The following is a 23,871-nucleotide window of genomic DNA, read 5'->3' on the forward strand; positions in this document are numbered from 1 at the left end:
TCAGGTCGACTGCCACCAGGCGTCACACGCAACCGCCGCGCGTGCCGCCCGAGCGGTAACTGTGGGTGTGGTCACCCAGCCAAGCCTGCGTTGCGCAGGCCCGCAGTCTGCATGAAGATTGTTTCGGTCAACTTGCCCTGAATTCTCACAGGACAAGCGTACTGTTAGACTTGGACCAAGAGGTACCACCGGTCAGGACAGGTTCTACTGCAGCTCCGATGTTCGGACAGTTCTCACGCGAACTGTGCGATTGGCGTGAGCTACGGAGGATCTTCCCGGCCGAAGTACCTCGCTTCAGCTGCCGACACAGCCCCGTCGGTAGCGACCCTCATAGACGAGTGGAGCAGACGTGAGCACCAGTATCGATTCATTCGGAGCCAAGGGAACCCTCGAGGTCGGTGAGAACTCTTACGAGATCTTCCGCCTCTCGGCCGTCCCCGGCACCGAGAAATTGCCCTATTCCTTGAAGGTTCTCGCCGAGAACCTTCTCCGCACCGAAGACGGTGCCAACATCACCGCGGATCACATCCGCGCAATCGCGAGCTGGGATCCCTCAGCCGAGCCGAGCATCGAAATCCAGTTCACGCCTGCCCGCGTGATCATGCAGGACTTCACCGGCGTTCCTTGCATCGTCGACCTCGCCACCATGCGTGAGGCCGTCACCACCCTCGGCGGTGACCCGAACAAGGTCAACCCGCTCTCCCCCGCCGACATGGTCATCGACCACTCGGTCATCCTCGACGTCTTCGGCCAGGCCGACGCACTCGAGCGCAACGTCGACCTCGAATACGAGCGCAACGGCGAGCGTTACCAGTTCCTCCGTTGGGGCCAGGGCGCATTCGACGACTTCAAGGTCGTCCCCCCGGGAATGGGCATCGTTCACCAGGTCAACATCGAATACCTGGCGCCCACCGTCATGTCCCGTAACGGACAGGCATACCCCGACACCTGTGTCGGCACCGACTCGCACACCACGATGGTCAACGGCCTCGGCGTGCTCGGCTGGGGCGTCGGCGGCATCGAGGCCGAGGCAGCAATGCTCGGCCAGCCCGTCTCCATGCTGATCCCCCGCGTTGTCGGCTTCAAGCTCTCCGGTGAGATCAAGCCCGGCGTCACCGCAACCGACGTCGTGCTCACCGCCACCGAGATGCTCCGTAAGCACGGCGTCGTCGGCAAGTTCGTCGAGTTCTACGGCAACGGTGTTGCCGAGGTTCCGCTCGCGAACCGCGCAACGCTGGGCAACATGAGCCCCGAATTCGGTTCCACCGCAGCGATCTTCCCGATCGACGCCGAGACCATCGAGTACCTGCGCCTCACCGGCCGCAGCGACGAGCAGCTCGCTCTCGTCGAGGCGTACGCCAAGGAACAGGGCCTGTGGCACAACCCTGACAAGGAACCCGTCTTCTCGGAGTACATCGAGCTGGATCTGGGAACCGTTGTTCCCTCGATCGCCGGCCCGAAGCGCCCGCAGGACCGAATCCTGTTGTCGGAGTCCAAGACTGCGTTCCGCAAGGACATCCACAACTACGTGGAAGAGAACTACCCGACCGAGCACACCCAGCTCGACGAGGCCGTCGAAGAGTCCTTCCCGGCTTCCGATCCCGCGGTTCTGTCGTTTGCCGACGACGGAGCGGTCGACGTTCTCTCTGCTGCCAACGGCGCAGAAGGCCGTCCGAGCAAGCCGGTCGTCGTCAAGTCCGACGCCGGTGAGTTCGTTCTCGACCACGGCGCCGTTGTTGTTGCAGGTATCACCTCCTGCACCAACACGTCCAACCCGTCGGTCATGCTCGGTGCTGCACTGCTCGCACGCAACGCCGTCGAAAAGGGCCTCGCCACCAAGCCGTGGGTCAAGACCAACATGGCTCCCGGTTCGCAGGTCGTCACCGATTACTACGAGAAGGCCGGCCTGTGGCCGTACCTCGAGAAGCTCGGTTACTACCTCGGCGGTTACGGCTGCACCACGTGCATCGGTAACACCGGACCCCTGCCCGAGGCAGTCTCGAAGGCCATCAACGACAACGACCTCTCGGTCACCGCGGTGCTCTCGGGTAACCGTAACTTCGAGGGACGTATCTCCCCCGACGTCAAGATGAACTACCTGGCTTCCCCGCCGCTCGTGATTGCATACGGCCTCGCCGGAACCATGGACTTCGACTTCGAGACCGATTCGCTCGGTAACGACACCGACGGAAACCCCGTCTACCTCAAGGACATCTGGCCGTCCACGCAGGAAATCGAAGAGACGATCAAGTCCTCGATCGACCAGGACATGTTCCGCAAGTCGTACGCAACCATCTTTGCGGGCGACAGCCGCTGGCAGAACCTCGAAACCCCGAAGGGTGACACCTTCGAGTGGGACGTGAACTCCACCTACGTGCGGAAGCCACCTTACTTCGACGGCATGACGATGGATCCGGCTCCGGTCAAGGACATCAAGGGCGCTCGCGTCCTCGCACTGCTCGGCGACTCGGTCACCACCGACCACATCAGCCCGGCAGGTCCGATCAAGGTCGGTACCCCCGCTGCGCAGTACCTCGACTCCCACGGCGTCGAGCGTGCGGATTACAACTCGCTCGGCTCGCGTCGCGGTAACCACGAGGTCATGATTCGCGGAACGTTCGCGAACATCCGTCTGCGCAACCAGCTCCTCGACGACGTCTCCGGTGGTTACACCCGCGACTTCACGCAGGAAGGCGCACCGCAGGCATTCATCTACGACGCGTCGCAGAACTACCAGGCAGCCGGCATCCCGCTGGTCGTCCTGGGCGGCAAGGAGTACGGCTCCGGATCCTCGCGTGACTGGGCAGCCAAGGGCACCAGCCTGCTCGGCGTCAAGGCCGTCATCACCGAGTCGTTCGAGCGCATCCACCGCTCCAACCTCATCGGCATGGGCGTTGTCCCGCTGCAGTTCCCGGTCGGCGAGTCCGCAGGTTCGCTCAAGCTCGACGGCACCGAGACCTTCGACATCGAAGGCGTCGAGAAGCTCAACGAGGGCGTCACCCCGAAGACCATGAAGGTCACGGCGACGCGCGAGAACGGCGAGAAGGTCGTATTCGACGCAGTCGTACGCATCGATACCCCCGGCGAAGCGGATTACTACCGCAACGGTGGCATCCTGCAGTACGTGCTTCGCAACATGATCCGGGGCTAGTCAACCGAGCCCTGCTCTAACCCACGTGGCGGACTCAGCGAGGTGCTGAGTCCGCCACGTGCGTTCAGAGCACAAAGAAAGCGCGAGACGAGGACAACAACGTGCCCAAGGTCAGTGAAGACCATCTCGCGGCACGGCGCAGTCAGATCCTTGACGGCGCCCGCCGCTGCTTTGCGGAATACGGCTACGACGGCGCCACAGTTCGCCGTCTCGAAGAAGTCACCGGTTTGTCCCGAGGAGCGATCTTTCATCACTTCAAGGACAAGGACGGCCTGTTCCTCGCTCTCGCAAGCGAGGATGCGAGCCGGATGGCAGATGTCGTCGCCGAAGAGGGACTCGTCCAGGTCATGCGGGACATGCTCGCGCAGCCCGATCAATTCGATTGGCTGGGAACGCGACTGGAGATAGCGCGTCGACTGCGCAACGACGCCGACTTCCGCGAGAAGTGGTCACAGCGCTCCGTAGAACTGACGGAAGCGACCAGTGCGCGCCTCGCCAGACAGAAATCGGCCGGTCGGCTCCGTGACGACGTTCCCACCGAAATTCTGATCGGATACCTGGATCTGGTGATGGACGGCCTGGTCGCGAGAATCGCCTCCGGCCACGGCGTCGACAACCTGTCAGCTGTTCTCGATCTGGTCGAGGAATCGGTGCGGCGGCGAGATTGAGGGGCTTCGCCCCTGTGAGTGGTTGAGGAGTGCGGGGACTCCCTAACCACTCACAGGGGGTTAGGCGAGCTGGATCAGCTCGAGGTATTCCTGCGACCAGTGGTCCTCGTTGCCGTCGGGCAGGAGGATGACCCGCTCGGGGTTGAGTGCCTCGGCAGCGCCCGGATCGTGGGTGACCAGGACGACGGCACCGGTGTAGCTGCGGAGCGCGTCGAGCACCTGCTCGCGTGAGATCGGGTCCAGGTTGTTGGTGGGCTCGTCGAGAAGCAGAACGTTGGCAGCGGACGACACCAGACCGGCCAGAGCCAGACGCGTCTTTTCACCACCCGAGAGCGTTCCGGCCGGCTGTTCGAGCTGTGGGCCGGTGAACATGAAGGCACCGAGCAGAGAACGCAGCTCCTGCTCCCCTGTATCCGGCGCAGCGTGGCGGATGTTCTCCCACACGGACGCGTCGTCGTCGAGGGTGTCGTGCTCCTGAGCGAAGTAGCCGACCTTGAGTCCGTGACCGGCGATCAGCTCACCCGCGTCCGCCTTCTCCGCGCCCGCGAGGATGCGGAGCAGTGTGGTCTTACCTGCACCGTTGAGTCCGAGGATAACCACACGAGACCCACGATCGATCGCGAGATCGACACCGGTGAAGATCTCGAGCGAGCCGTACACCTTGGTGAGGTTCTTGCCCATCAGCGGAGTCTTGCCACAAGCGGCGGGTTCGGGGAAACGAATCCGCGCAACCTTGTCCGAGACACGTTCGGCATCGAGGTTCGCCATCAACTTGTCGGCTCGCTTGGCCATGTTCTGAGCCGCGACGGCCTTGGTTGCCTTTGCACCCATCTTCGCTGCCTGAATCCGCAGCGCACCGGCCTTCTTCTCGGCGTTCGCGCGCTCGCGGCGACGACGCTGCTCGTCAGTGGCACGAGCGTCGAGGTACTTCTTCCAGTTCATGTTGTAAACGTCGGCCTCACCGCGGACGGCATCGAGGAACCACACACGGTTGACGACGTCGTTGAGCAGGTCGACGTCGTGACTGATGACCACCAGTCCGCCCTCGTGGTTCTGGAGGAATCCACGCAGCCAGGTGATGGAGTCGGCGTCGAGGTGGTTGGTGGGCTCGTCGAGCAGCAGAGTGGTGTCCGAGCGGGCACCGCTGCCGTCGGAGGCGGCAAAGAGGATTCGCGCCAATTCGACACGACGACGCTGACCGCCGGACAGCGTGCTGAGCGGCTGCCCGAGAATACGGTCTTCGAGGCCGAGGCTGCTGGTGATACGTGCGGCTTCGCTCTCGGCTTCGTATCCGCCGAGGGCCGAGAATCGATCCTCGAGCTGGCCGTACTTCTTGACCGCGCGGTCCTGAGATTCCTGATCGAGCACCTCGCCCATCAGGATCTGCTGCTTCTCCATCTCGCGGAGCATCGTGTCGAGGCCGCGGGCAGAGAGAACCCGGTCCTTGGCGAGGATGCTCAGGTCGCCCTCTTTGGGGTCCTGCGGGAGGTATCCGAGTTCACCGGTGCGTACGACGCTTCCCGCATATGCCTCACCTTCACCGGCGAGGATGCGCAGAGTGGTCGTCTTTCCGGCGCCGTTACGTCCGACGAGTCCGATCCGGTCGCCCGGCTGGATGCGCAGCGAAGGCCCGGGAGCTGTGAGAAGGGTGCGGACACCGGCACGAACTTCGAGGTCAGTGGCGGTAATCAAGCAAACTCCTCAGGAAAAACGACGAATACGGGTAAACAATGCCTGACTACAGACACAAGAACTATCGATTTTACCGTGACCTGACGGTCGTTCCGACCAGGAGCGTGTGAGTCCGCTAACGTTCGGGACATGACTAGCGAAAACAGCACTCGTCCTCGCGACCTCGAAGGCCGCGCCGCCATCGTCACCGGCGCAAGTCGCGGAATCGGCAAAGCTGTCGCCGCCGAGCTCCTCGCTCGCGGCGCCGACGTCTTGATCACAGCCCGCAAGCCGGAGCCCCTCGAGGCCGCTGCATCCGAACTGTCCGATTTGGGGCACGGCGGCAAGGTCGTCGCATTCGCGGGCAACGCATCCGATGCCGAGGCCCGCTCCGGTGCCGTCGACCGCGCCGTCGCCGAGTTCGGTTCGCTCGACATTCTGGTCAACAACACCGGAATCAATCCCGTCTTCGGATCGCTCATGGAGGCGGACCTCGACGCCGTGCGCAAGATCTTCGACGTGAACGTGGTTGCCGCCCTCGGTTACGTCCAACAAGCACATCGGGCGTGGATGGGCGAACACGGTGGAGCCGTCGTGAACCTGGCAAGTGTGGCCGGGATCCGGTCGACGGGCGTCATCGCGGCGTACGGCGCGTCGAAGGCTGCGCTCATCCGGTTGACGGAAGAACTGGCCTGGCAACTGGGACCGAAGATTCGTGTGAATGCCGTAGCACCCGGGATCGTCAAGACGCAGTTCGCGGCAGCACTGGTCGCTGCCGGCGAGGACAAGGCGTCGGCGGGCTACCCGATGAAGCGGCTCGGCACCCCCGAGGACGTTGCCGGCTTGGTCGGCTTCCTCGTCTCCGACGCGGCGGCATGGATCACCGGCGAAACGGTCCGGGTCGACGGCGGTCTGCTCGCAACGGGATCGATGTAGTGCGCCGATCATGAGCACACTCGACTCCTCCGCCGACGTGGTGATCGTGGGCGGAGGGCCGGCGGGGCGGGCACTCGCGACGCGCTGTATCGCCCGGCAACTCACCGTTGTCGTTGTCGATCCGCATCCTCATCGGGTGTGGACGCCGACGTACTCGGCGTGGGCAGACGAGCTGCCGTCGTGGCTGCCGGACGAGGTGATCGCGAGCCGAATCGAACGCCCGAGCGTGTGGATCAGCGGGCAGAAAACGCTTGATCGCAATTATTACGTATTGAATACATCTTTACTGCAATCATTTCTCTCCGACACATCCATAGAGTTCAGAGGCTTACGCGCTCAAACACTGTCCACCACCACCGTCGTGTGCGTGGACGGATCGCAGCTGACGGGATCCGTCGTCGTCGACGCCCGAGGCACCGATCTGGCAGTGACAACCGCGCAGCAGACGGCCTTCGGAATGATCGTGGACCGAGCTCTGGCCGACCCGATTCTGGGCGGCAGCGAGGCCTGGTTCATGGACTGGCGAACAGACAACGGCACCTCCGACGCCGACACTCCGTCGTTTCTCTACGCGGTCCCGCTCGACAACGAGCGAGTCCTCCTCGAGGAGACCTGCCTCGTCGGCCGGCCGGCGTTGGGGTTGCGCGAACTCGAAACACGTCTGCGCACCCGACTTCACAATCGGGGCTGCGAAGTCCCCGACGACGCGCCGATCGAGCGAGTCCGTTTTGCAGTCGAAGGCCCGAAGGACTCGTCCCCGGACGCTGTCCTCCGGTTCGGCGGGCGAGGCGGTCTGATGCATCCGGGAACCGGATACAGCGTTGCCTCCTCACTCGCCGAGGCCGACACTGTCGCGAAAGCAATCGCCGACGGTGAGGATCCGAACGCGGCACTCTGGCCTCGCTCGGCCAAGGCGGTATCCGCTCTCCGCCGCGTTGGTCTGAACGCACTTCTCACCCTCGACTCGGGCGAAGTCACCACATTCTTCGACAAGTTCTTCGATCTACCGGTCGAGGCTCAGCGGTCATACCTTTCCGATCGGCGGGACGCGGCCGCGACGGCGAAGGTGATGGCAACACTGTTCCGATCGTCACCGTGGCACGTGAGAAAGACGTTGATGCGCGCGCCGTTTTTCCGGTGACTAGATCCGCACCGACTACTGCGCTGCCATCGAGCCGGCGATCATCGGCCAGGAGTTGTGGAGGTCGTCCTGCCAGTAACCCCACGAGTGGGTTCCGCTCGGCTTGAAGTCGAAGGTCGCGGGGATGCCCAGTGCGTTCAGTCGGTCCGCCAATCCGTGTGTGCACCCGTTGACCGCGGATTCGATGATGCCGCCGACGATGATCTGATTCAGGAGTGCTCCGGGGTTTCCGTTCACATCGGGCGCCTGAAGGTTGTCGTGCGGACCTGGCAGCCCGGATCCGGTGGAGACGTACAGTTCGGTCCCCCGCAACTTCTCCGCGTTCACGACGGGATCGTTCTCGCGCCATCCCGGACCGTCGAACGGTCCCCACATGTTTGTCGGATCAGCGCCACCCCGCGCACCGACCACCAGTCGCACGTAGTCCTGACCCGGCTGGGTGGAAGTCTCCGCGCACCCGCTGTAGGCCCCGACACTCCGATACAGCCCTGGGGCTGAGATCGCGAGATTGAGTACCGAGGTCGCGGTCATCGAGATCGCCGCGATGGAGTTGACCCCGTTGGTACCGAACTGCGCATCGATGACTGGCGGCAGTTCACGCGTGAGGAACGTCTGCCACTTGTTGCGTCCGAGTACGGGATCGTCCTTCTGCCAGTCGGTGTAGTAGCTGAACGCTCCTTCCAGCGGCGTCACGACGTTGACGTTCTTGTCGGCAAAGAAGTCCAGGACATCGGTCCGTCCTTCCCACGTTGCACTGTCCTCGCCACCACCGGCGCCGTTGAGCAGATACAACGTGGGCCGTGGGGCGCTCGTGTCGGCGGGGAGGATCACCTCGAGTGGAATGTCGCGGCCCATCGCATCGGAGTGGACGCTGATGGTTACGGTGCGTGCCGGATCTGCGTTCGCGGGCCAAGGCGCAAACAGCAGTGGAACCAGTGAAATTGCCAGCGCTGCTGCTACGCGTCGACGGTAGGTTCGGATACTCATCGGAGTATGCCCCCAGGTGTGCGAGTCGGATTCTCGGAGCGGATACCCGCTCGCCGCGCCTCGAACCGGCCCACCCGGACGCAACGGTTCGGGATCAACCGTGAGCGTTTGCCTCGCGCAATCGGCTGGGGGCGACCATCATGGGAGGCATGCGCTCGATTTGGAAAGGCTCGATAGCCTTCGGTCTGGTCAACGTTCCGGTCAAGGTGTACTCGGCGACCGAGGACCACGACATCCGATTTCACCAGGTCCATGCAAAAGACGGTGGCCGCATCAAGTACAACCGTGTGTGTTCCGAGTGCGGAAACACGGTTCAGTTCGCGGACATCGACAAGGCGTACGACTCGGAAGACGGATCGCGCGTCATCTTGAGCGACGAGGACTTCAACAAACTCCCGGCCGCGGAGAAGCACGAGATTCCGGTGCTGGAATTCGTGCCGAACGATCAGATCGATCCGATCTTGTTCGAGAAGAGTTACTTCCTCGAACCCGATTCGGCGTCGCCGAAGGCGTACGTCCTGCTTTCGACTGTGCTCACCGAGAGTGATCGAACGGCACTGGTGCATTTCACTCTGCGACAGAAGACGCGCCTGGCCGCGATGCGCGCTCGCGACGGCGTCCTCGTGATCCAGACGTTGCTGTGGCCCGACGAAGTTCGCGCAGCAGAGTTCCCTTCACTCGACGACGTGGAGAAGCCGAAGGCCAAGGAACTGAAGATGGCGCAGACGCTCGTCGAGAGCATGGCGGGCGATTTCGATCCGACCGAGTTCACCGACGACTACCAGCTCCAACTGCGGCAGTTGCTCGACGAGATGATCGAGAACGGCGGCAAGAAGGTCATCCCCGCCGCCGAGGTCGACCAGGAGGGCACCGATGCAGAGGTGGTCGACCTCGTTGCCGCACTGCAGCGCAGTGTGGACGAAGCGAAGTCGAACGCCTCCAAGGCCGGCTCGTCGAAGTCGACGACGCCGAGGAAGAAACGAGCCTGAGGTCAGCCGCGCACGTCTTGGATCTCGATCAGAGCGTCCAACTCGGCGTCGACGTCCGGGGCCGCGTGACGACCCGTTCCGACCGCCAGGTTGATCACGGGCCCGATCGCCTCCAGACCTGCCTCGGTGAACATTTCGGCGTGTGACGTGGGCACCGGACGGTCGATGATCACCCCGGACACGAACGGTCGCCACGCCGACGCCGTTCGCAGCGGGTCGAAGGTGTCGCTCTGTGCCGAGAAGAACAGCAGATCGCCCACGAACTTGCCCGGGCGGTACCGGTGGGCAAGCTCCGCGCCTGCGGAGTATTCCTCGAACAGTCGCTCGATCCGATCGCTCGAGACCAAAGGGTGATCGCCGATGGCTTCATGCAAGAGCGCTTCGGCGTCCTCGGGTGTCAGATCACGCTCGTCGGCGTCCGGGACCGAGATCCCCAACCCGCCGATCAGTTCGGCGAGAGAAGGCTGCGCGCCCGCCATCGTCGGGTCTTCGAGAACGAAGCTGTCGAGCAGAATCAGGTCCGCGACGCTCTCACCCGCTGCTTGCAACTGCACCGCCGCCGCGTGAGCGATCAATCCCCCGATCGACCACCCCAGCAGGTGATACGGACCGTGCGGCTGAACTCCGCGAATTTCCTCGACGTACCGCGCCGCGAAATCCTCGATCAGCTCCGCCCGGAATTCGGGGTCCGTCAGAATCGGCGACTGCAGGCCGTAGAGCGGCCGGCTGGAATCGACGTACCGATCGAGCGCCCCGTAGCACCAGGCCAAACCGATGGCCGGATGGATGCAGAACAGTGGCTCGGCGCGGCCTTCCGGGCGTAGTGGCAGGACTACTGCAAGTGCGGAGGTATCCGCGTCACTTGTCACAACTGTTGCCTCGAGTTCGAAGAGTCTGCGCGCCAATGCCTCCGGCGTCGGGTCGGAGAATATCCACGCGACGGGGACGGTCATGCTGGTTCGTTCCTTGATGGCAGCGACCAAACGCGTTGCCATGAGCGAGTTTCCGCCGAGTTCGAAGAAGCTCGAATCGGCGTACGTGTCTGCGTCGGCGAGATCGAGGACCTCCGCGAAAGCAGCGCAGATCGCAATCTCGTCGCTGCCTTCCGGACTGCGTCCACTCGGCGCCTCCCAGAGGGGCGCAGGCAGAGCTGCGCGATCCAGCTTGCCCGCCGGTGTGGTCGGGACTGCATCGATCGTGACAAAAGCGGACGGGATCATGTGCGCAGGTAGGGATGTGCCTGCGTGGCGCCGTAGTGCGGTGACGTCGACGTCCCCGTGTGCCGGGACGACGTACGCGACTATCCGAGCGTCGACGCCGTTGCCGACGACCACGCTCACAGCCGAATGCACGGACGCCTCCGACGCCAGCACCGCGTCGATTTCACCGAGTTCGATCCGGAACCCTCGGACCTTGACCTGGTGGTCCGCGCGTCCGAGATAGACAAGCGACCGTGCGCGATCTTCACGCACAAGATCTCCGGTGCGGTACATCCGAGAGCCTTCGGGTCCGTGCGGGTCGGCGACGAACCGCGCTGCCGTGAGCGCGGGGTTGCCGAGGTACCCGCGGGCGAGACCGTCGCCGCTGACGTAGAGCTCGCCGACGACCTGCCCGGGGACCGAGTGCAGTCGGGAATCGAGAACCATCGCATCCACGCCTCGGATCGGACCGCCGATCGTCACGGTCTGCCCCGCGACGAGTGAATCGCTGATGGTGACTGCGACGGTGGCCTCGGTCGGGCCGTACGCGTTGAACATTCGGCGCCTCGGCGCCCACCGAGATACGAGGTCGGCGGTGCAGGCGTCGCCACCGACAACGACGGCCTCGAGATGGTCGAGACCGGCGGGATCGACAGTCGTCAGGGCAGCCGGAGTCACGAATGCATGGGTGATCGTCTGCTCGTCGAGCAGTTCGTGCAATTCGACACCGCCGAGAACCGTCGGAGGCGCAATCACCATCGTTGCGCCGGCGCCGAATGCCAGAAGGAGCTCGAGAACCGACGCGTCGAAGCTCGTCGAGGCGAAGCTCAGAGCGCGAGAGTGCGCGGTGACGCCGAAACGTTCCCGCTGTTCGTCGGCAAACGCGGCCAATCCCGCGTGAGTGACCAATACGCCCTTGGGTTTTCCGGTCGAGCCCGAGGTGTAGATCAGGTAGGCCGGGTTGTCGAACTCGAGTGGCGCGTCCGGCAGTGTCTCGGAATGGACTGCCTCGATTTCGGTGGTGAATTCGACCGCGTCGAGCTCGATCCACGACGTGGCGCCCGGAAGGCCGGCCACATACTCACCCCTGGTGATACCGAGTACCGCCCCACTGTCGGTGAGCATGTGCTCGATCCGCTCGGCGGGGTACGCCGGGTCCACGGGAAGAAACACTCCGCCGGCTTTCGCTACCGCCCAGAGCGCGATCACATAGTCGGCCGACCTCGGAAGCGCGAGTGCCACAATCATTTCCGGCGCAATCCCGCGAGCGATCAACGCAAACGCCATTGCGTCGGAGCGTCGGTCGAGTTCGCCGTACGTGAGCGTGGCGGAAGCCGCGACGTCGACGATTGCCGGAGCATGCGGATCGGCCGCGCTGCGAAGCAGCAACTCCGGCAAGGTCAAAGCATCGCCGGCCGGACGTCCGGGCAACGCACGCAGGCCACGTCCCGCAAGATCCACGTCACCGACGACGGCGGAGGGCTGGGCAGTCAGTGTCTCGATGACCGTTTCCAGCATCACCGCAAACGACTCCGCCGTATCGGTGTCGAAGAGGTCCTTCGCGTAGGTGAGGGAGGCCTCGTAGCCGCCGCCTTCCTCCGCGGTCTGTTCGACAACGGTGAACTGCAGGTCGTACTTGGCGATGTCCGGTGTGATCTCGTGGGCACGAACGGCAAGTCCAGGCAGGTCCCACGTCGTCGGGTGGGCGCCGTGGAACGAGATCATCGTCTGGAACACCGGATGACGGTCGGTGGTCCGGGTCGGCGCCACAACGTCCACGACCTGCTCGAACGGAATGTCCGCGTGGGCGAAGGCGTCGAGATCGACGGAGCGGACAGTACGCAGAACGTCGACGAACGTCGACCCGGGATCGACCGTCGTGCGCAGTCCGACCGTGCCCACGAACATTCCCACGAGGTCGTCGAGAACTCGGTGTCCTCGCCCGGCGACCGGAGATCCGATCACGATGTCCGTGCTTCGACTCAGCCTGGACAGCAGCACGGCATAGGCAGCGTGCAACACCATGAACGGCGTCGCCGCATTCGAGCCGGCGACCGCCTCGACCGCGATCCGGGTGTGCGCCGGAAGCGAGACCGCGGTGTGGCCGCCGCTCAACGACTGGGTGAGCGGGCGCGCTCGATCGCTCGGAAGGTCGATCAGCTCAGGTGCTCCCCGCAACGTCTCCCGCCAGTACGACGCCTGTGCCCCGAGCACGCTCTCGGATTCGTTCACAGAGCCCAGCGCTTCCCGCTGCCAGATGGCGAAGTCCGCGAAATGCACCTCGAGCGGGGTGAACTCGGGAGCGCGTCCCGAACTTCTCGCGACGTAGGCGGTGAGCACGTCCTTCATCAACGGCGCGATCGACCATCCGTCCGCCGCGATGTGGTGGATCACGATGACAAGTGTGTGGTGCTGCGGCGTCGACTCGAGCAGGAGCGCGCGAACGGGAGATTGGGTCGTGATGTCGAATCCGCGCGACGCTAATTCTCGGGCGAGCTCTGCCGGTTCACGGGTGTCCGCATTTGCGTACTCCAGCGAGGTGAATGCATCCTGGATCACCTGGTGTGGGCCGGTGTCGGAGTCGGGGAACACCGTGCGCAGAATTTCGTGCCTTTCGATCACGTCGAGGACCGCAGCTTCGAGGGCTGGGACGTCGAGTGCACCGTCGAGGGAGATCGCAGCAGGGACGTTGTACGCGGGTGAGCCAGGATCCATCTGGTTGAGGAACCAGATGCGGGCCTGCGCGTAGGACAGCGGAACTTGCTCGGGGCGGTCGACGGCGGTGATCGGTGGTAGCGCCTTCGCCCCGGCGGATGTGTCGAGCACGGTGGCAAGTTCCCGAATTTCGGGGTGCTCGAACAGCATTCGGACAGGTACCTGCCTGCCCAACGATTCGCCGAGTCGCTGGGCCAGTCTGGTGGCGAGCAGTGAGTTGCCGCCGAGTTCGAAGAAACTGTCCGACGCACTGATCTGTTCGATACCCAGCAGTTCCGCCACGACGCCGGCAACCTGGAGTTCGGTCGCGGTGGTCAGCGGCTCGACACTCCGCTCGGACGAACGCAGTGTCGGCGCCGGCAGCGCCGCTCGGTCGAGTTTCCCGACGGGGGTCAGCGGAACGTGCTCGATCGGGGTGATCGCCGACGGCACCATGAAGCCGGGCAGTGAGCGGCGCGCATGGTTCAGCAGTTCGTCCATCTCGACCGCATCGGCGCCGAGCACTACGTACGACGCCAACATCGTCTCACCGGAAGCTGCGTCGATGCCCACGGTGACCGCGAACTCGACGCCGGGGTAATCGCTGAGCACGGAGTCGATCTCGCCCAGTTCGATGCGGAATCCGCGTACTTTCACCTGGTGATCAGAGCGTCCGACGTATTCGATCGTCTCGAGCGGCGTCCACCGAACCAGGTCACCGGTCCGGTACATGCGGGCGCCGGCCGGGCCGAACGGCGCTGCCACGAATCGCGTCGCCGTCAACGCGGGTTGGTCGAGGTAGCCGCGGGCAAGTCCGAGGCCGGCGATGTAGAGCTCACCGGTGACCCCGACGGGTACCGGCTGAGCCGAGCCGTCGAGAATTACCGCGGACACGCCCCGGACGGGTCCACCGATGGTCACGGTCTCCCCCACCGTCAGGGCATCGCTGATGCACACCATGACCGTGGTTTCCGTCGGCCCGTAACCGTTGAACAACCGGCGACCCGGTGCCCACTTGCGGACCAGTTCGGGTGAACAGGCCTCGCCGCCGACAACGATCGACTGCAAGACGTCCAGCCCGGTGGGATCGACCGAGGCCAGCGCTGCCGGCGTGATGAACGCGTGGCTCACCTGCTGATCGGTGATCAGTTTTGCGAGGTCCTCGCCGCCGTACACATCGGGAGATGCGATCACCATCGTCGCGCCCTCACCGACAGCGAGCAGCAGTTCGAGGATGGATGCGTCGAAGCTCGGTGAGGAGAAGTGCAGCGTCCTCGACTGCGCCGAGATGCCGTAGCGCGCCGTCTGCTCGGCGGCCAATGCGCTCAGGCCACGGTGAGTGACGCTGACACCCTTGGGCTTTCCCGTCGATCCGGAGGTGTAGATGATGTAGGCGAGGTTGTCGATTCGGATCGGCGCGGCAGGAACCGGCTGCCAGACACCGTCGCCGTGGATGTCGTCCATCGTCATCCACGGAACCGGACGGGGCAGTGATTCGATCACCGCTTCCGTTGTCACTCCGCGAGTGGCTCCGGAGTCGGTGAGCATGTGCAGAATGCGATCGGCTGGGTACCGCGGATCGACCGGAACGAACGCGGCGCCGGTCAAGGAAACGCCCCACAACGCGACGATCGAGTCGATCGAACGCGGAATCGCTATCGCCACAATGTCTTCGGCGCCGATACCTTCCGTGGTCAAACGGTGGGCAAGCGCCGATGCACGGGCGAAGAGATCTCGGTAGAGCACGGTGGTGTCACCAGATCGAAGGGCCACCGAATCGCCTGAACGGGTGGCGGTCCGCGTCAATATTTCGGCCAAGGTGCGCGAACTGGTCCACGCCGGACCTCGTACCGGCATCAGCGACGCCCGCTCGAGGGTGCTGAGAAATTCCATGTCGTCGATTGCGGTGTCCGGGTCTGCGGCGACGGCACGGGCCACCGACTGCACACGTGCGGCGATCGTTTCCGCGGTGGAAATGTCGAAGAGCGCCTCGGCAAACCTGAGCGACCCGGTGATCTCCGCCTTCTCGGAATCGCCTGCCAGCAGGGTGAACTCGAGGTCGAACTTCGCGACGGACGGTTCGAGCGCTTGCGCCTCGAGATGCGCGTCGTGGACGGTTACCTGCGGCGAGACCACATTCTGGTGGTACGACAGCATGACCTGAAACAGCGGGTGTCGCGTAGTGGACCGGTCGAGATCGAGGGCGTCGACCAGCACCTCGAATGGCAACTCGGGGTGCGCGAAGGCGGCAAGGTCGCGTTCACGGACGACCTCGAGCAGGGAGGTGAACGACGCTCGGTGATCGACCGATGTGCGAAGCGGTACCGAATTGACGAACATCCCGATCAGGGAATCCAGTTCGGGTCGGCCGCGGCCTGCCACCGGAGTGCCGACCACCACGTCGTCGGTAGCACCGAGACGCGCCAGAACAACCGTCAAGATCGCGTGTACGACCATGAATTGCGTCGTGCCACTGCGCCTTGCCAAGGCGGCGAGCCGCTCCCCGGTCGCCGCGTCGATGACGATCGGCACCGATCCGACGGCGGTCGTGGTGACAGATCCGCGTGGGCGATCCACCGGTAGCAGTACCTCGTCCGGGGCACCGGCCATGGCAGCGGTCCAGAAGGTCAGCTCGCGGGCAACCAGAGACTCTTGGTCGTCGATCTGCCCGAGCGAGTCTTGCTGCCACACCGCGTAGTCGGCATACTGCACGTCGAGCGGTGTGAAAACCGGGGCGTCTCCGACGACGCGTGCGGAGTACGCCGCGACGAAATCTGTCGCGAAGGGAGTCAGGGACCAGCCGTCGAAGGCGATGTGATGGATGACGACGACCAGTACGTGAGCGAAAGTGTCCTCGCGCACCAGCATGGCCCGAATCGGCAGATCCGAACCGAGATCGAACCCACGCGCCGCGAACTCCGTCGTCGCGGATTCGATACCTTCGGATCCGCGGTAGCGCTCGACGGAGAACTGCACGTCGGAAATTGCTCGGATGACCTGACTCGGGCCGTCGGCGCTGTCGACGTAGATCGTTCGAAGCACCTCATGGCGTGCAATGACGTCCGCAAGCGCCTCCTCGAGTGCATCGCCGTGGATGTCTCCGGTGATCCGGATCGCGAACGGAATGTTGTAGACCGCGGACTGCGGGTCGAAGCGATTGACGAACCACAGCCGCTGTTGCGCAGCGGAGAGCGGTAGTCGGTCCGGGCGAGCACCGGCGCTCAGGGCAGGTCGATCGTCTGATTCTTCGGCGCTCGCCGCCAGACGTGCAGCGAGCGCTTCGACGGTCGGTGCTTCGAAGATCGAGCGCACGTCCACGGCGAGTCCCGTCGCTGCGCTCAACCGCGCGGACACCTGCGTCGCGACGAGTGAGTTGCCCCCGAGATCGAAGAAACTGTCTCCGGCCCGGACCTCGGGTACGTCGAGCAGTGAAGCGAACACGTCGGCGACGGTGCGTTCGAGCCCGGTCTCGGGTTCACGACCCGTACCGAGGACTTCGCGCGGTATCGGCGTCGGCAATGCTCTCCGATCGAGTTTGCCGACCGGAGTCAACGGAATCGCGTCGATCGGGGTGATCGACGACGGAATCATGTACCGCGGCAGCGTGTCGGCGAGTGCCGCAAAGAGCGACTCGATATCAGCGTCGCCGCTGAGCAACACGTACGACGCCAGATTGGTGCCTGCGGCGGATTCGACGGGAATCGTCGTGGCGAAGTGAACGAGAGGGGAATCCATCAGAGCAGCGTCGATCTCGCCGAGTTCGATGCGGAACCCGCGGATCTTGAGCTGATGATCGCTGCGGCCCACGTAGCGAAGGGTCAGGTCCTTGGTCCAACGGACCAGGTCACCGGTTCGGTACATCCGGGCACCGGGCGTCGAGTACGGATGCGCGACAAAACGATCCGACGTCAGCGCGGGACGAAGGTGGTAACCACGTGAAAGCCCCGGCCCACCGATGTACAGCTCGCCGACGCCGCCGATCGGGACCGGTTGCAGCCGAGCGTCGAGCACCACGGCGTCGATTCCGCGGATGGGACCGCCGATGGTGATCGGATCGCCCGGTGAGAGTGGGTCACTGATGGCAACCATGACAGTGGTTTCGGTCGGACCGTAACCGTCGTGCAGTCTGCGCCCGTTGCCCCAGCTCGAGACCAATTCCGGGGTGCACACGTCGCCGCCGACGACTACGCATTCCAGCGCCGTCACGCCCGCCGGATCGACGGTCGCCAGAGCAGCCGGAGTGATGAAGGCATGAGTGACCTCGCGGCTTCGGAGGAACTCGCTCAACGCCTCCCCTCCGTAGATGTCGGGAGGGGCGATCACCATCGTCGCGCCGGTCGAACCGGCGAGCAGTAGCTCGAGTACGGCGCCGTCGAAACTCGGTGACGCAAAATGCAGAGTCCGCGACCCGGCGGTGATCCGGTACCGATCCTGTTGTTCGCGAGCAAGATTGGCCAAACCTGCGTGAGTGACGACGGTGCCCTTCGGCACTCCGGTCGAGCCGGAGGTGTAGATGACGTACGCAGCCGACGCCGCAGTGATCGACGCTGTTCTGTCAGCGTCGTCGATGGCAGCGTCGGAGTAGGCGGCACATTCTGCAACCGTGTCCGCGTCGCCGAGGTCGATCCAGACTGCGACGTTCCCGCCGGTTGCCGGACCGGCCGCAACCTCGGCGGACCGAATTCCGATCCGCACACCCGAATCCTCGAGCATGTGCGCAACTCGATCTGCGGGATAACGGGGATCGACCGGGACGAAAACGCCACCGGCTTTGGTGACCGACCAGACTGCGAGCACGGAGTCGACCGATCGGGCGACGGCCAGTGCGACCGGTGTCTCGGGGCCGACGCCCAGGTCCATGAGGTATCGAGCGATCCGATTCGATCGACGCTCCAGCTCCCCGTACGAGAGTGAGCGCTCGGAGTCTTCGAGGGCGATCGCGTCGGGATACGTCCTCGCGGTATCCCCGAGGATCTGCGCCAGCGTCGATTCGCCCACCGAAGCCACGCCGCGCCGCGGCAATATCGCGGCACTCTCCCGGGATCCGAGTACACGAAGATCACCAACCGGTGCAGTCGGTTCCGACACTGCCGATTCCACGAGGGTCACGAAGTTTCGCGCCAAGGCTTCGACGGTCGCGTTGTCGAACAGGTCGGTGGAATAGGTGAACGTGGCATCGATTCCTGCTGCGGCCCCGGACTCGTGACGTTCGGTGACGGTGAGCTCGAGGTCGAACTTGGTCAACCCCGTCTCGACTGCCCGCGCCGTCATCGACACCCCGGCCAGTTCGGCTGTGTGAGCGGTGGTTATCCGAGAGGTGATGGCAGCTTGAAAGACCGGATGGTGCGCAGGCGAGCGGTCCAGTTCGAGCGCGTCCACGACGACGTCGAAAGGCACGTCCGCATTGTCGAAGGCATCCACGTCGACGGCCCTGACCTGCGACAGGTGTGCGGCGAACGTCGCGTCCCGATCGACGACGGTCCGCAAGGCCAGAGTGTTGACGAACATGCCGACGAGCAGATCGAGAGATCTGTCCCCTCGTCCTGCCACCGGTGTTCCGATGACGATGTCGTCCGTGCCGCTGTACCTGGCCAAAAGCAGGGCGAAGCACGCATGCAGGGCGATGAACGGCGTGGCGTCGTGATCGCCGGCAAGTACAACGAGCTTCTGATGAGTGGAAGCGCCAATTCTGATGTCGACTCCGGCCCCGCGCATGGTCGGGTCGAGTGGGCGCGGACGGTCCGTCGGCAGGTGGAGTTGCTCGGGCGCTCCCGCCAGCTGCTGCTTCCAGAACGCGATCTGTGAGTGGGCAAGCGAATCGGTGGATGCCGCGTCGCCGAGGTGTTCTCGGTGCCAGAGCGTGTAATCGGCGTACTGCACCGGAAGGGGCGCCCACTGCGGGCTGTTGCCGCCGACGCGGGCGGCGTAAGCGCCGGTGAGATCAGCAGCCAACGGCGCGAGCGACCAGCCGTCGGCCACCATGTGGTGCAGAACTACGACGAGGACTGCTTGCTCGTCATCGCCGTCCTTGCCATCGCCTTCCTCATCGTCGGCGACAGTGATCAGCAGGTAGCGGACCGGGCGTTCGCGGACCAGATCGAAACCCGCCGAGGAGAATTCGAAGATCACACTTTCGAGATTCTCGCGTTCCACTTCGATCGACTCGAGCCCCGCGATACCCTCGCCCAGGCCCAGAACCTTCTGCGTTGCGTTGTCCCCGATTTGAGGAAACACGGTGCGTAGTGACTCGTGACGTGTCACGACGTCCACGATCGCGGCACTCAGTGCGTCGGGATCGACGGCGCCGCGCAACGACACCGCCAACGGAATGTTGTATGCACCTGATTCCGGTGCGACGCGGTTCAGGAACCACAGTCGCTGCTGCGCGGGAGCGAGAGGTAGTACCGCCGGCCGGGCCACGACCTGGATACCGTCGGCGTCCGGGGTCTGGGCGGCACGCTCGATCGTCGCCGCGATCCCGGACACCGTGGGATGGTCGAAGAGCGCACGCAGTGGCATACGAACTCCGGTGGCTTCGGTCAAGCGCGCCACAGCCGTCGTCGCTACCAGCGAGTTTCCGCCCAAATGAAAGAAATTATCGTCGAGCCCGAGCGGTCCACTACCCAGGATGTCAGCCAGAACCGCGGCTACCTTGCCCTCGGTCGGAGTCGTCGGGGGCCGGAAGACCTTGGTGGAGGCGAGGATCGGCGACGGCAGCGCACGCCGGTCGAGTTTTCCGTTGGTGGTCAACGGAATCGAATCGATGACCATGAAGGCATCGGGAACCATGTAGGTGGGGAGGGCTTCGGCGGCGTGCGCGCGAAGGGCTTCGGCGTCCACGGCGTCCGAAGCGGTCACATAGGTCACGAGAGCGCCGCCGGCCGGCGTCGGAGCCACGACGGTCACGGCGTCGTCGATTCCCGGCGCGCCGAGGATGACGGAGTCGATTTCGCCGAGTTCGATCCGGAATCCGCGGATCTTGACCTGCGCGTCGCCGCGTCCGAGGTACTCGAGTTGTCCAGGCGCAATCCATCGTGCGCGGTCACCGGACCGGTACAACCGCCGGCCGCCCGCGTTGAATGGATCGGCGACGAACCGGCCCGCGGTGAGGTCTGGTCGGCCCAGATAGCCACGGGCGAGTTGACCGCCGGCGACATAGATCTCCCCCGCAATCCCCACCGGGACCGGGGAGAGATGCTCGTCGAGCAGGTACACACGAAGTCCGTCGATCGCGTCACCGATCCGGCTGCCGGTAACCGCACTCGCGCTCGCCCGGTCGATTTCGAGATGGGTGACATGCACCGTCGTCTCGGTGATGCCGTACATGTTGACGAGTGCGGGCCCGGATTCCGTGTGATCGTCGTAGCCCGCGTGATTGTCATACCAGCGCCCGAGGCGACGAAGATCCAAGGCTTCGCCACCGAAGATCACGTACCGGAGCCGGGTCGCCGAATCGGCCCGAAGGTCGGCTTCGATGTACTGGTAGAAGGCCGAGGGCGTCTGATTGAGCACGGTGACGCCTTCTGCGGCGACGAGCGCGCGGAAGGCATCGGGGTCGCGTGAGACTTCGTGATCGACCAGAACCAGCGTTCCACCGTGGAGCAGCGCGCCCCACATTTCCCACACCGAGAAGTCGAAGGCGAACGAGTGGAACATCGTCCACACGTCGTTGCCGTCGAATCCGAATTCGACCTGCGTGTTCTCGAACAATCGCACCACGGTGGCGTGAGTAACCGAGACGCCCTTGGGTCGGCCCGTCGACCCCGAGGTGTAGATCACGTATGCCAGATTGTCGACTCCGTGCCCGCGCGGGCACTCATCGGTTTCCAGACCCTCACCGGAGTACTCGTCGGAGTCGACCCCGACGACCACCACGTCAGAATTCGGGAAGGCGGAGTTCGGGAAAGTGGAATCGGAGATGACGCACACCGGTTGCGCATCCTCGACCACGTATGCCAAACGCTCGGCGGGGTGCGCACGATCGAGTGGGAGGTATCCGCCGCCGGCCTTCACTACCGCGACAGCGGCAACGATCATGTCCACGGATTTCGGCAGCATGATTCCGACCAACGACTCGGATTGCACGCCATGCTCGACGAGCTTGCGCGCCAACTGATTCGATCGTCGATCGAGTTCGCGGTACGACACGCGCTCGCTACCTGCGACAACGGCGATCGCTTCCGGGGTCGCCCGAATGCGATCGGAAAGGATGTCGGAGAGCGTTCGGACCGGGGTAATCGGGAGAACGGGCGGCACCAGCGCCTGGCGCGCGTCCGGGCGGAGCAGATCCACTGAGCCGAGCGCCGAGTGCGGAGCACCGACCATCGCGGTCAAGATTCGTAGATAACGGTCGGCGAGGTCCTCGGCTTGCTCCTTCGTGCCGAGCCAATCCAGAACACCGGAGATCGGCTGATCGAAATCGGCATGCTCACCAGTCGGAATCGCCAGGGAGACAAACAGTTCCGGCACGGTGGCCAGATCCGATCCGATAGGCGCACCGACCATGAGCCCCGGAAATCTCGGGTGAGCATCCAGCGGCTCCTCGAAGCAGACCATCGCCCGGAACAACGGGCCCGTCTCCACCCAGCGGCCGTCACCGAGTGCGGCGGTCACCGAAGACAGAAGAATGTCTGCGTGTTCGAAAGCTTCGATTGCGACGGTGTCCACCGCACCGACCAGGTCGTTGAGCGTCATGGTGTTCGACACCGTCGAGCGAAGCACCAACTGGTTGGCGAACATCGAGACGAAATCGTCCGGGTTCGAGGCGCCGTACCCGCGGACCGAGACGCCGATCGACACCTCGTCAGCCGAACCGACGCGGCGCAGCAGTCCGGCCATCGCAGACTGGAACAGCACGAACAGACTCGTGTTCATCGTCGTCGCCATCGTCTCGAGGCGGCGGCAGAGGTCTGCCTCGATCTCGAGGGGCGTGGACGTCCGACCGGATCCGGCGACGACCGGCAAACCCAGATCCTCGGCGGGGTTCGACAATGTCGAAGACCAGTACTCGACGTTGCGGGCGTGTTGAACTTCGGCGATCCACTTCCCCGCGGCGTCCGGGTCGATGTCCATCAATCGAGTTCCCGATTCCGCAGCGCAGAACAATTCGAGGAATTCGAGGAAACGTCGGTGGTGACGCGTGATGTCCTCGTTGGTGTAGAGGTCTGGGTTCGCGGCGAAGTCGATCTGGATCTCTTCGGCTGCGGAAGTCTGATAGACGTTGACCGAGAGGTCTTCGATCGGCCCGGTCGAGATCACGTTCAGTTCGCCGTGCGCGTCCCCGAGAGTGATTCCCGAGTGGAACAGCATGAGGTTGATCAACGGCCCGTGGAAGCCGCGTCCGTCGGCGATGCTGTGATCACCGGCGTTGAGGTCGCGTCGTAGGTCCTCGTGGCGGTACTTCTGATGACGCAGTGCGCCGGTGAGTTCGATCTTCACCTCGTGCAGCAAGTCTCCCACCGCGAAGTGCGGATCGACACTCGCACGTATCGGGACGACGTTCGACATCATTCCGCCGGACCTGCGAGCAGCTTTCGTCGTCCGCCCCGAGACCGGCAGGCTGAGGACCACGTCGCGGGTCCCGGTGGCCCGGGCGAGGTAAGCCGCCAGTGCACCGATCACCACTGACGACGTAGTCACGTCGTGAGCGACGGCAAGCCGTTCGAGGGAGCTTCGCAGTTCCGTAGGTACCGTCGCCGACCGTAGGCGTGACCACGCCTGCGACGGAGCAGTCGAGGACGCGAGCGAGGTTCCGCCCGGCTTGTCGGCCATCTTGGTGTTCCAGTAGTCGCGATCGCGTTCCCACCGGGAAGAGCCCAGATAGTCGGCCTCTGCCTTCACCAACGATTGGAGGGGGGCAGTTACCGCTGGGGGAACTGGCAGATCCCGCACCGCGGCGGTGTAGATCTCGGCTGTGCGGTTCATCATCGACATCGCGCCGAAACCGTCGAGCGCCACATGATGAATACGGCTGTACCAGTAGTAATGGTCGTCGCGAAGCACCAGGACTGCCAGCCTGACCAGGCGATCGGTGAACGGATCGATGGCAGCAGTGTGCTCTTTGCGCATCCATTCTCGCGCCGCCGATTCCGGATCGGATTCGGCGCGCAGGTCGACCACGTCGAGGGAGTCGTCCATGTCGAGATCGAGCCACTGACGCGCAACCCCGTCCACCTCGACCAGGCGCAGGTATCCGGAGCCGATCTCACGGCCGGTCTGTTTACTGGCAGCGGTCAGCAGCTCGATGTCGAGCGGGCCGTCCACGTCGACGTACTGAGCGATGCTGACGGGAATCTCGGGTCGAAGCTGTTGTGCGACAAGCAGGGAAAGTTGCGCGGCAGAAAGAGGGAAGGTGAGTTCGTCGTCCGGACGAGCTGCGGAAACGATTTCTCGGTCGGGACTGCCATCCACACGAATCTCCCTCTTACAACTTGAT

The 23,871-nt window shown here is 64.1% G+C and carries 8 protein-coding genes; 5 read left to right on the forward strand and 3 right to left on the reverse strand.

Annotation, left to right across the window (positions count from 1 at the left end):
* Positions 1-349: 349 nt before the first annotated feature.
* Positions 350-3,151, forward strand: coding sequence for an aconitate hydratase AcnA (acnA, locus tag B0E55_RS21105; protein WP_019748421.1), 2,802 nt, complete (start codon positions 350-352; stop codon positions 3,149-3,151).
* 101 nt (positions 3,152-3,252) lie between these two features.
* On the forward strand, positions 3,253-3,819 hold the full coding sequence (locus B0E55_RS21110) for a TetR/AcrR family transcriptional regulator (protein ID WP_003944970.1): 567 nt from the start codon (positions 3,253-3,255) through the stop codon (positions 3,817-3,819).
* 60 nt (positions 3,820-3,879) lie between these two features.
* Here the strand turns inward: B0E55_RS21110 and B0E55_RS21115 are convergent, their stop codons facing one another.
* Complete coding sequence (locus B0E55_RS21115) at positions 3,880-5,511, reverse strand: ABC-F family ATP-binding cassette domain-containing protein (protein ID WP_020907739.1); 1,632 nt, start codon at positions 5,509-5,511, stop codon at positions 3,880-3,882.
* 129 nt (positions 5,512-5,640) lie between these two features.
* Between B0E55_RS21115 and B0E55_RS21120 the strand changes: the two genes are divergently transcribed.
* On the forward strand, positions 5,641-6,426 hold the full coding sequence (locus tag B0E55_RS21120) for an SDR family oxidoreductase (protein ID WP_080910401.1): 786 nt from the start codon (positions 5,641-5,643) through the stop codon (positions 6,424-6,426).
* Between the two features lie 10 nt (positions 6,427-6,436).
* Positions 6,437-7,567: a lycopene cyclase family protein gene (locus B0E55_RS21125; RefSeq protein ID WP_080910402.1), complete on the forward strand. Its 1,131-nt coding sequence runs from the start codon at positions 6,437-6,439 to the stop codon at positions 7,565-7,567.
* A 15-nt stretch (positions 7,568-7,582) separates the two neighbouring features.
* On the opposite strand, the gene B0E55_RS21130 is transcribed toward B0E55_RS21125, so the two are convergent.
* Positions 7,583-8,554 carry an alpha/beta hydrolase gene (locus B0E55_RS21130; RefSeq protein WP_029255347.1) on the reverse strand — a complete coding sequence of 324 codons (972 nt, stop codon included), beginning with the start codon at positions 8,552-8,554 and terminating at the stop codon, positions 7,583-7,585.
* A 149-nt stretch (positions 8,555-8,703) separates the two neighbouring features.
* Here B0E55_RS21130 and ku point away from each other — a divergent pair, with 149 nt between their 5' ends.
* The gene (gene ku, locus B0E55_RS21135) at positions 8,704-9,543 is read left to right on the forward strand and encodes a non-homologous end joining protein Ku (protein WP_172932851.1); all 840 of its coding nucleotides are present in this window, start codon (positions 8,704-8,706) and stop codon (positions 9,541-9,543) included.
* A 2-nt stretch (positions 9,544-9,545) separates the two neighbouring features.
* Here ku and B0E55_RS21140 read toward each other — a convergent pair whose 3' ends face one another.
* A complete protein-coding gene (locus B0E55_RS21140; protein WP_080910403.1) occupies positions 9,546-23,846 on the reverse strand; it encodes a non-ribosomal peptide synthetase in 14,301 nt (4,766 codons plus the stop codon).
* Positions 23,847-23,871: the final 25 nt, after the last annotated feature.

Origin of the sequence: Rhodococcus sp. 66b (genome assembly GCF_002076325.1) — a bacterium.
Taxonomy (GTDB): domain Bacteria; phylum Actinomycetota; class Actinomycetes; order Mycobacteriales; family Mycobacteriaceae; genus Rhodococcus_F; species Rhodococcus_F erythropolis.

Excerpts from the sequence above, each read along its gene's own strand:
- B0E55_RS21125 (WP_080910402.1), top strand. The coding sequence starts at position 6,437 with ATGAGCACACTCGACTCCTCCGCCGACGTGGTGATCGTGGGCGGAGGG.
- B0E55_RS21120 (WP_080910401.1), top strand. The coding sequence starts at position 5,641 with ATGACTAGCGAAAACAGCACTCGTCCTCGCGACCTCGAAGGCCGCGCC.
- B0E55_RS21130 (WP_029255347.1), bottom strand. The coding sequence starts at position 8,554 with ATGAGTATCCGAACCTACCGTCGACGCGTAGCAGCAGCGCTGGCAATT.
- ku (WP_172932851.1), top strand. The coding sequence starts at position 8,704 with ATGCGCTCGATTTGGAAAGGCTCGATAGCCTTCGGTCTGGTCAACGTT.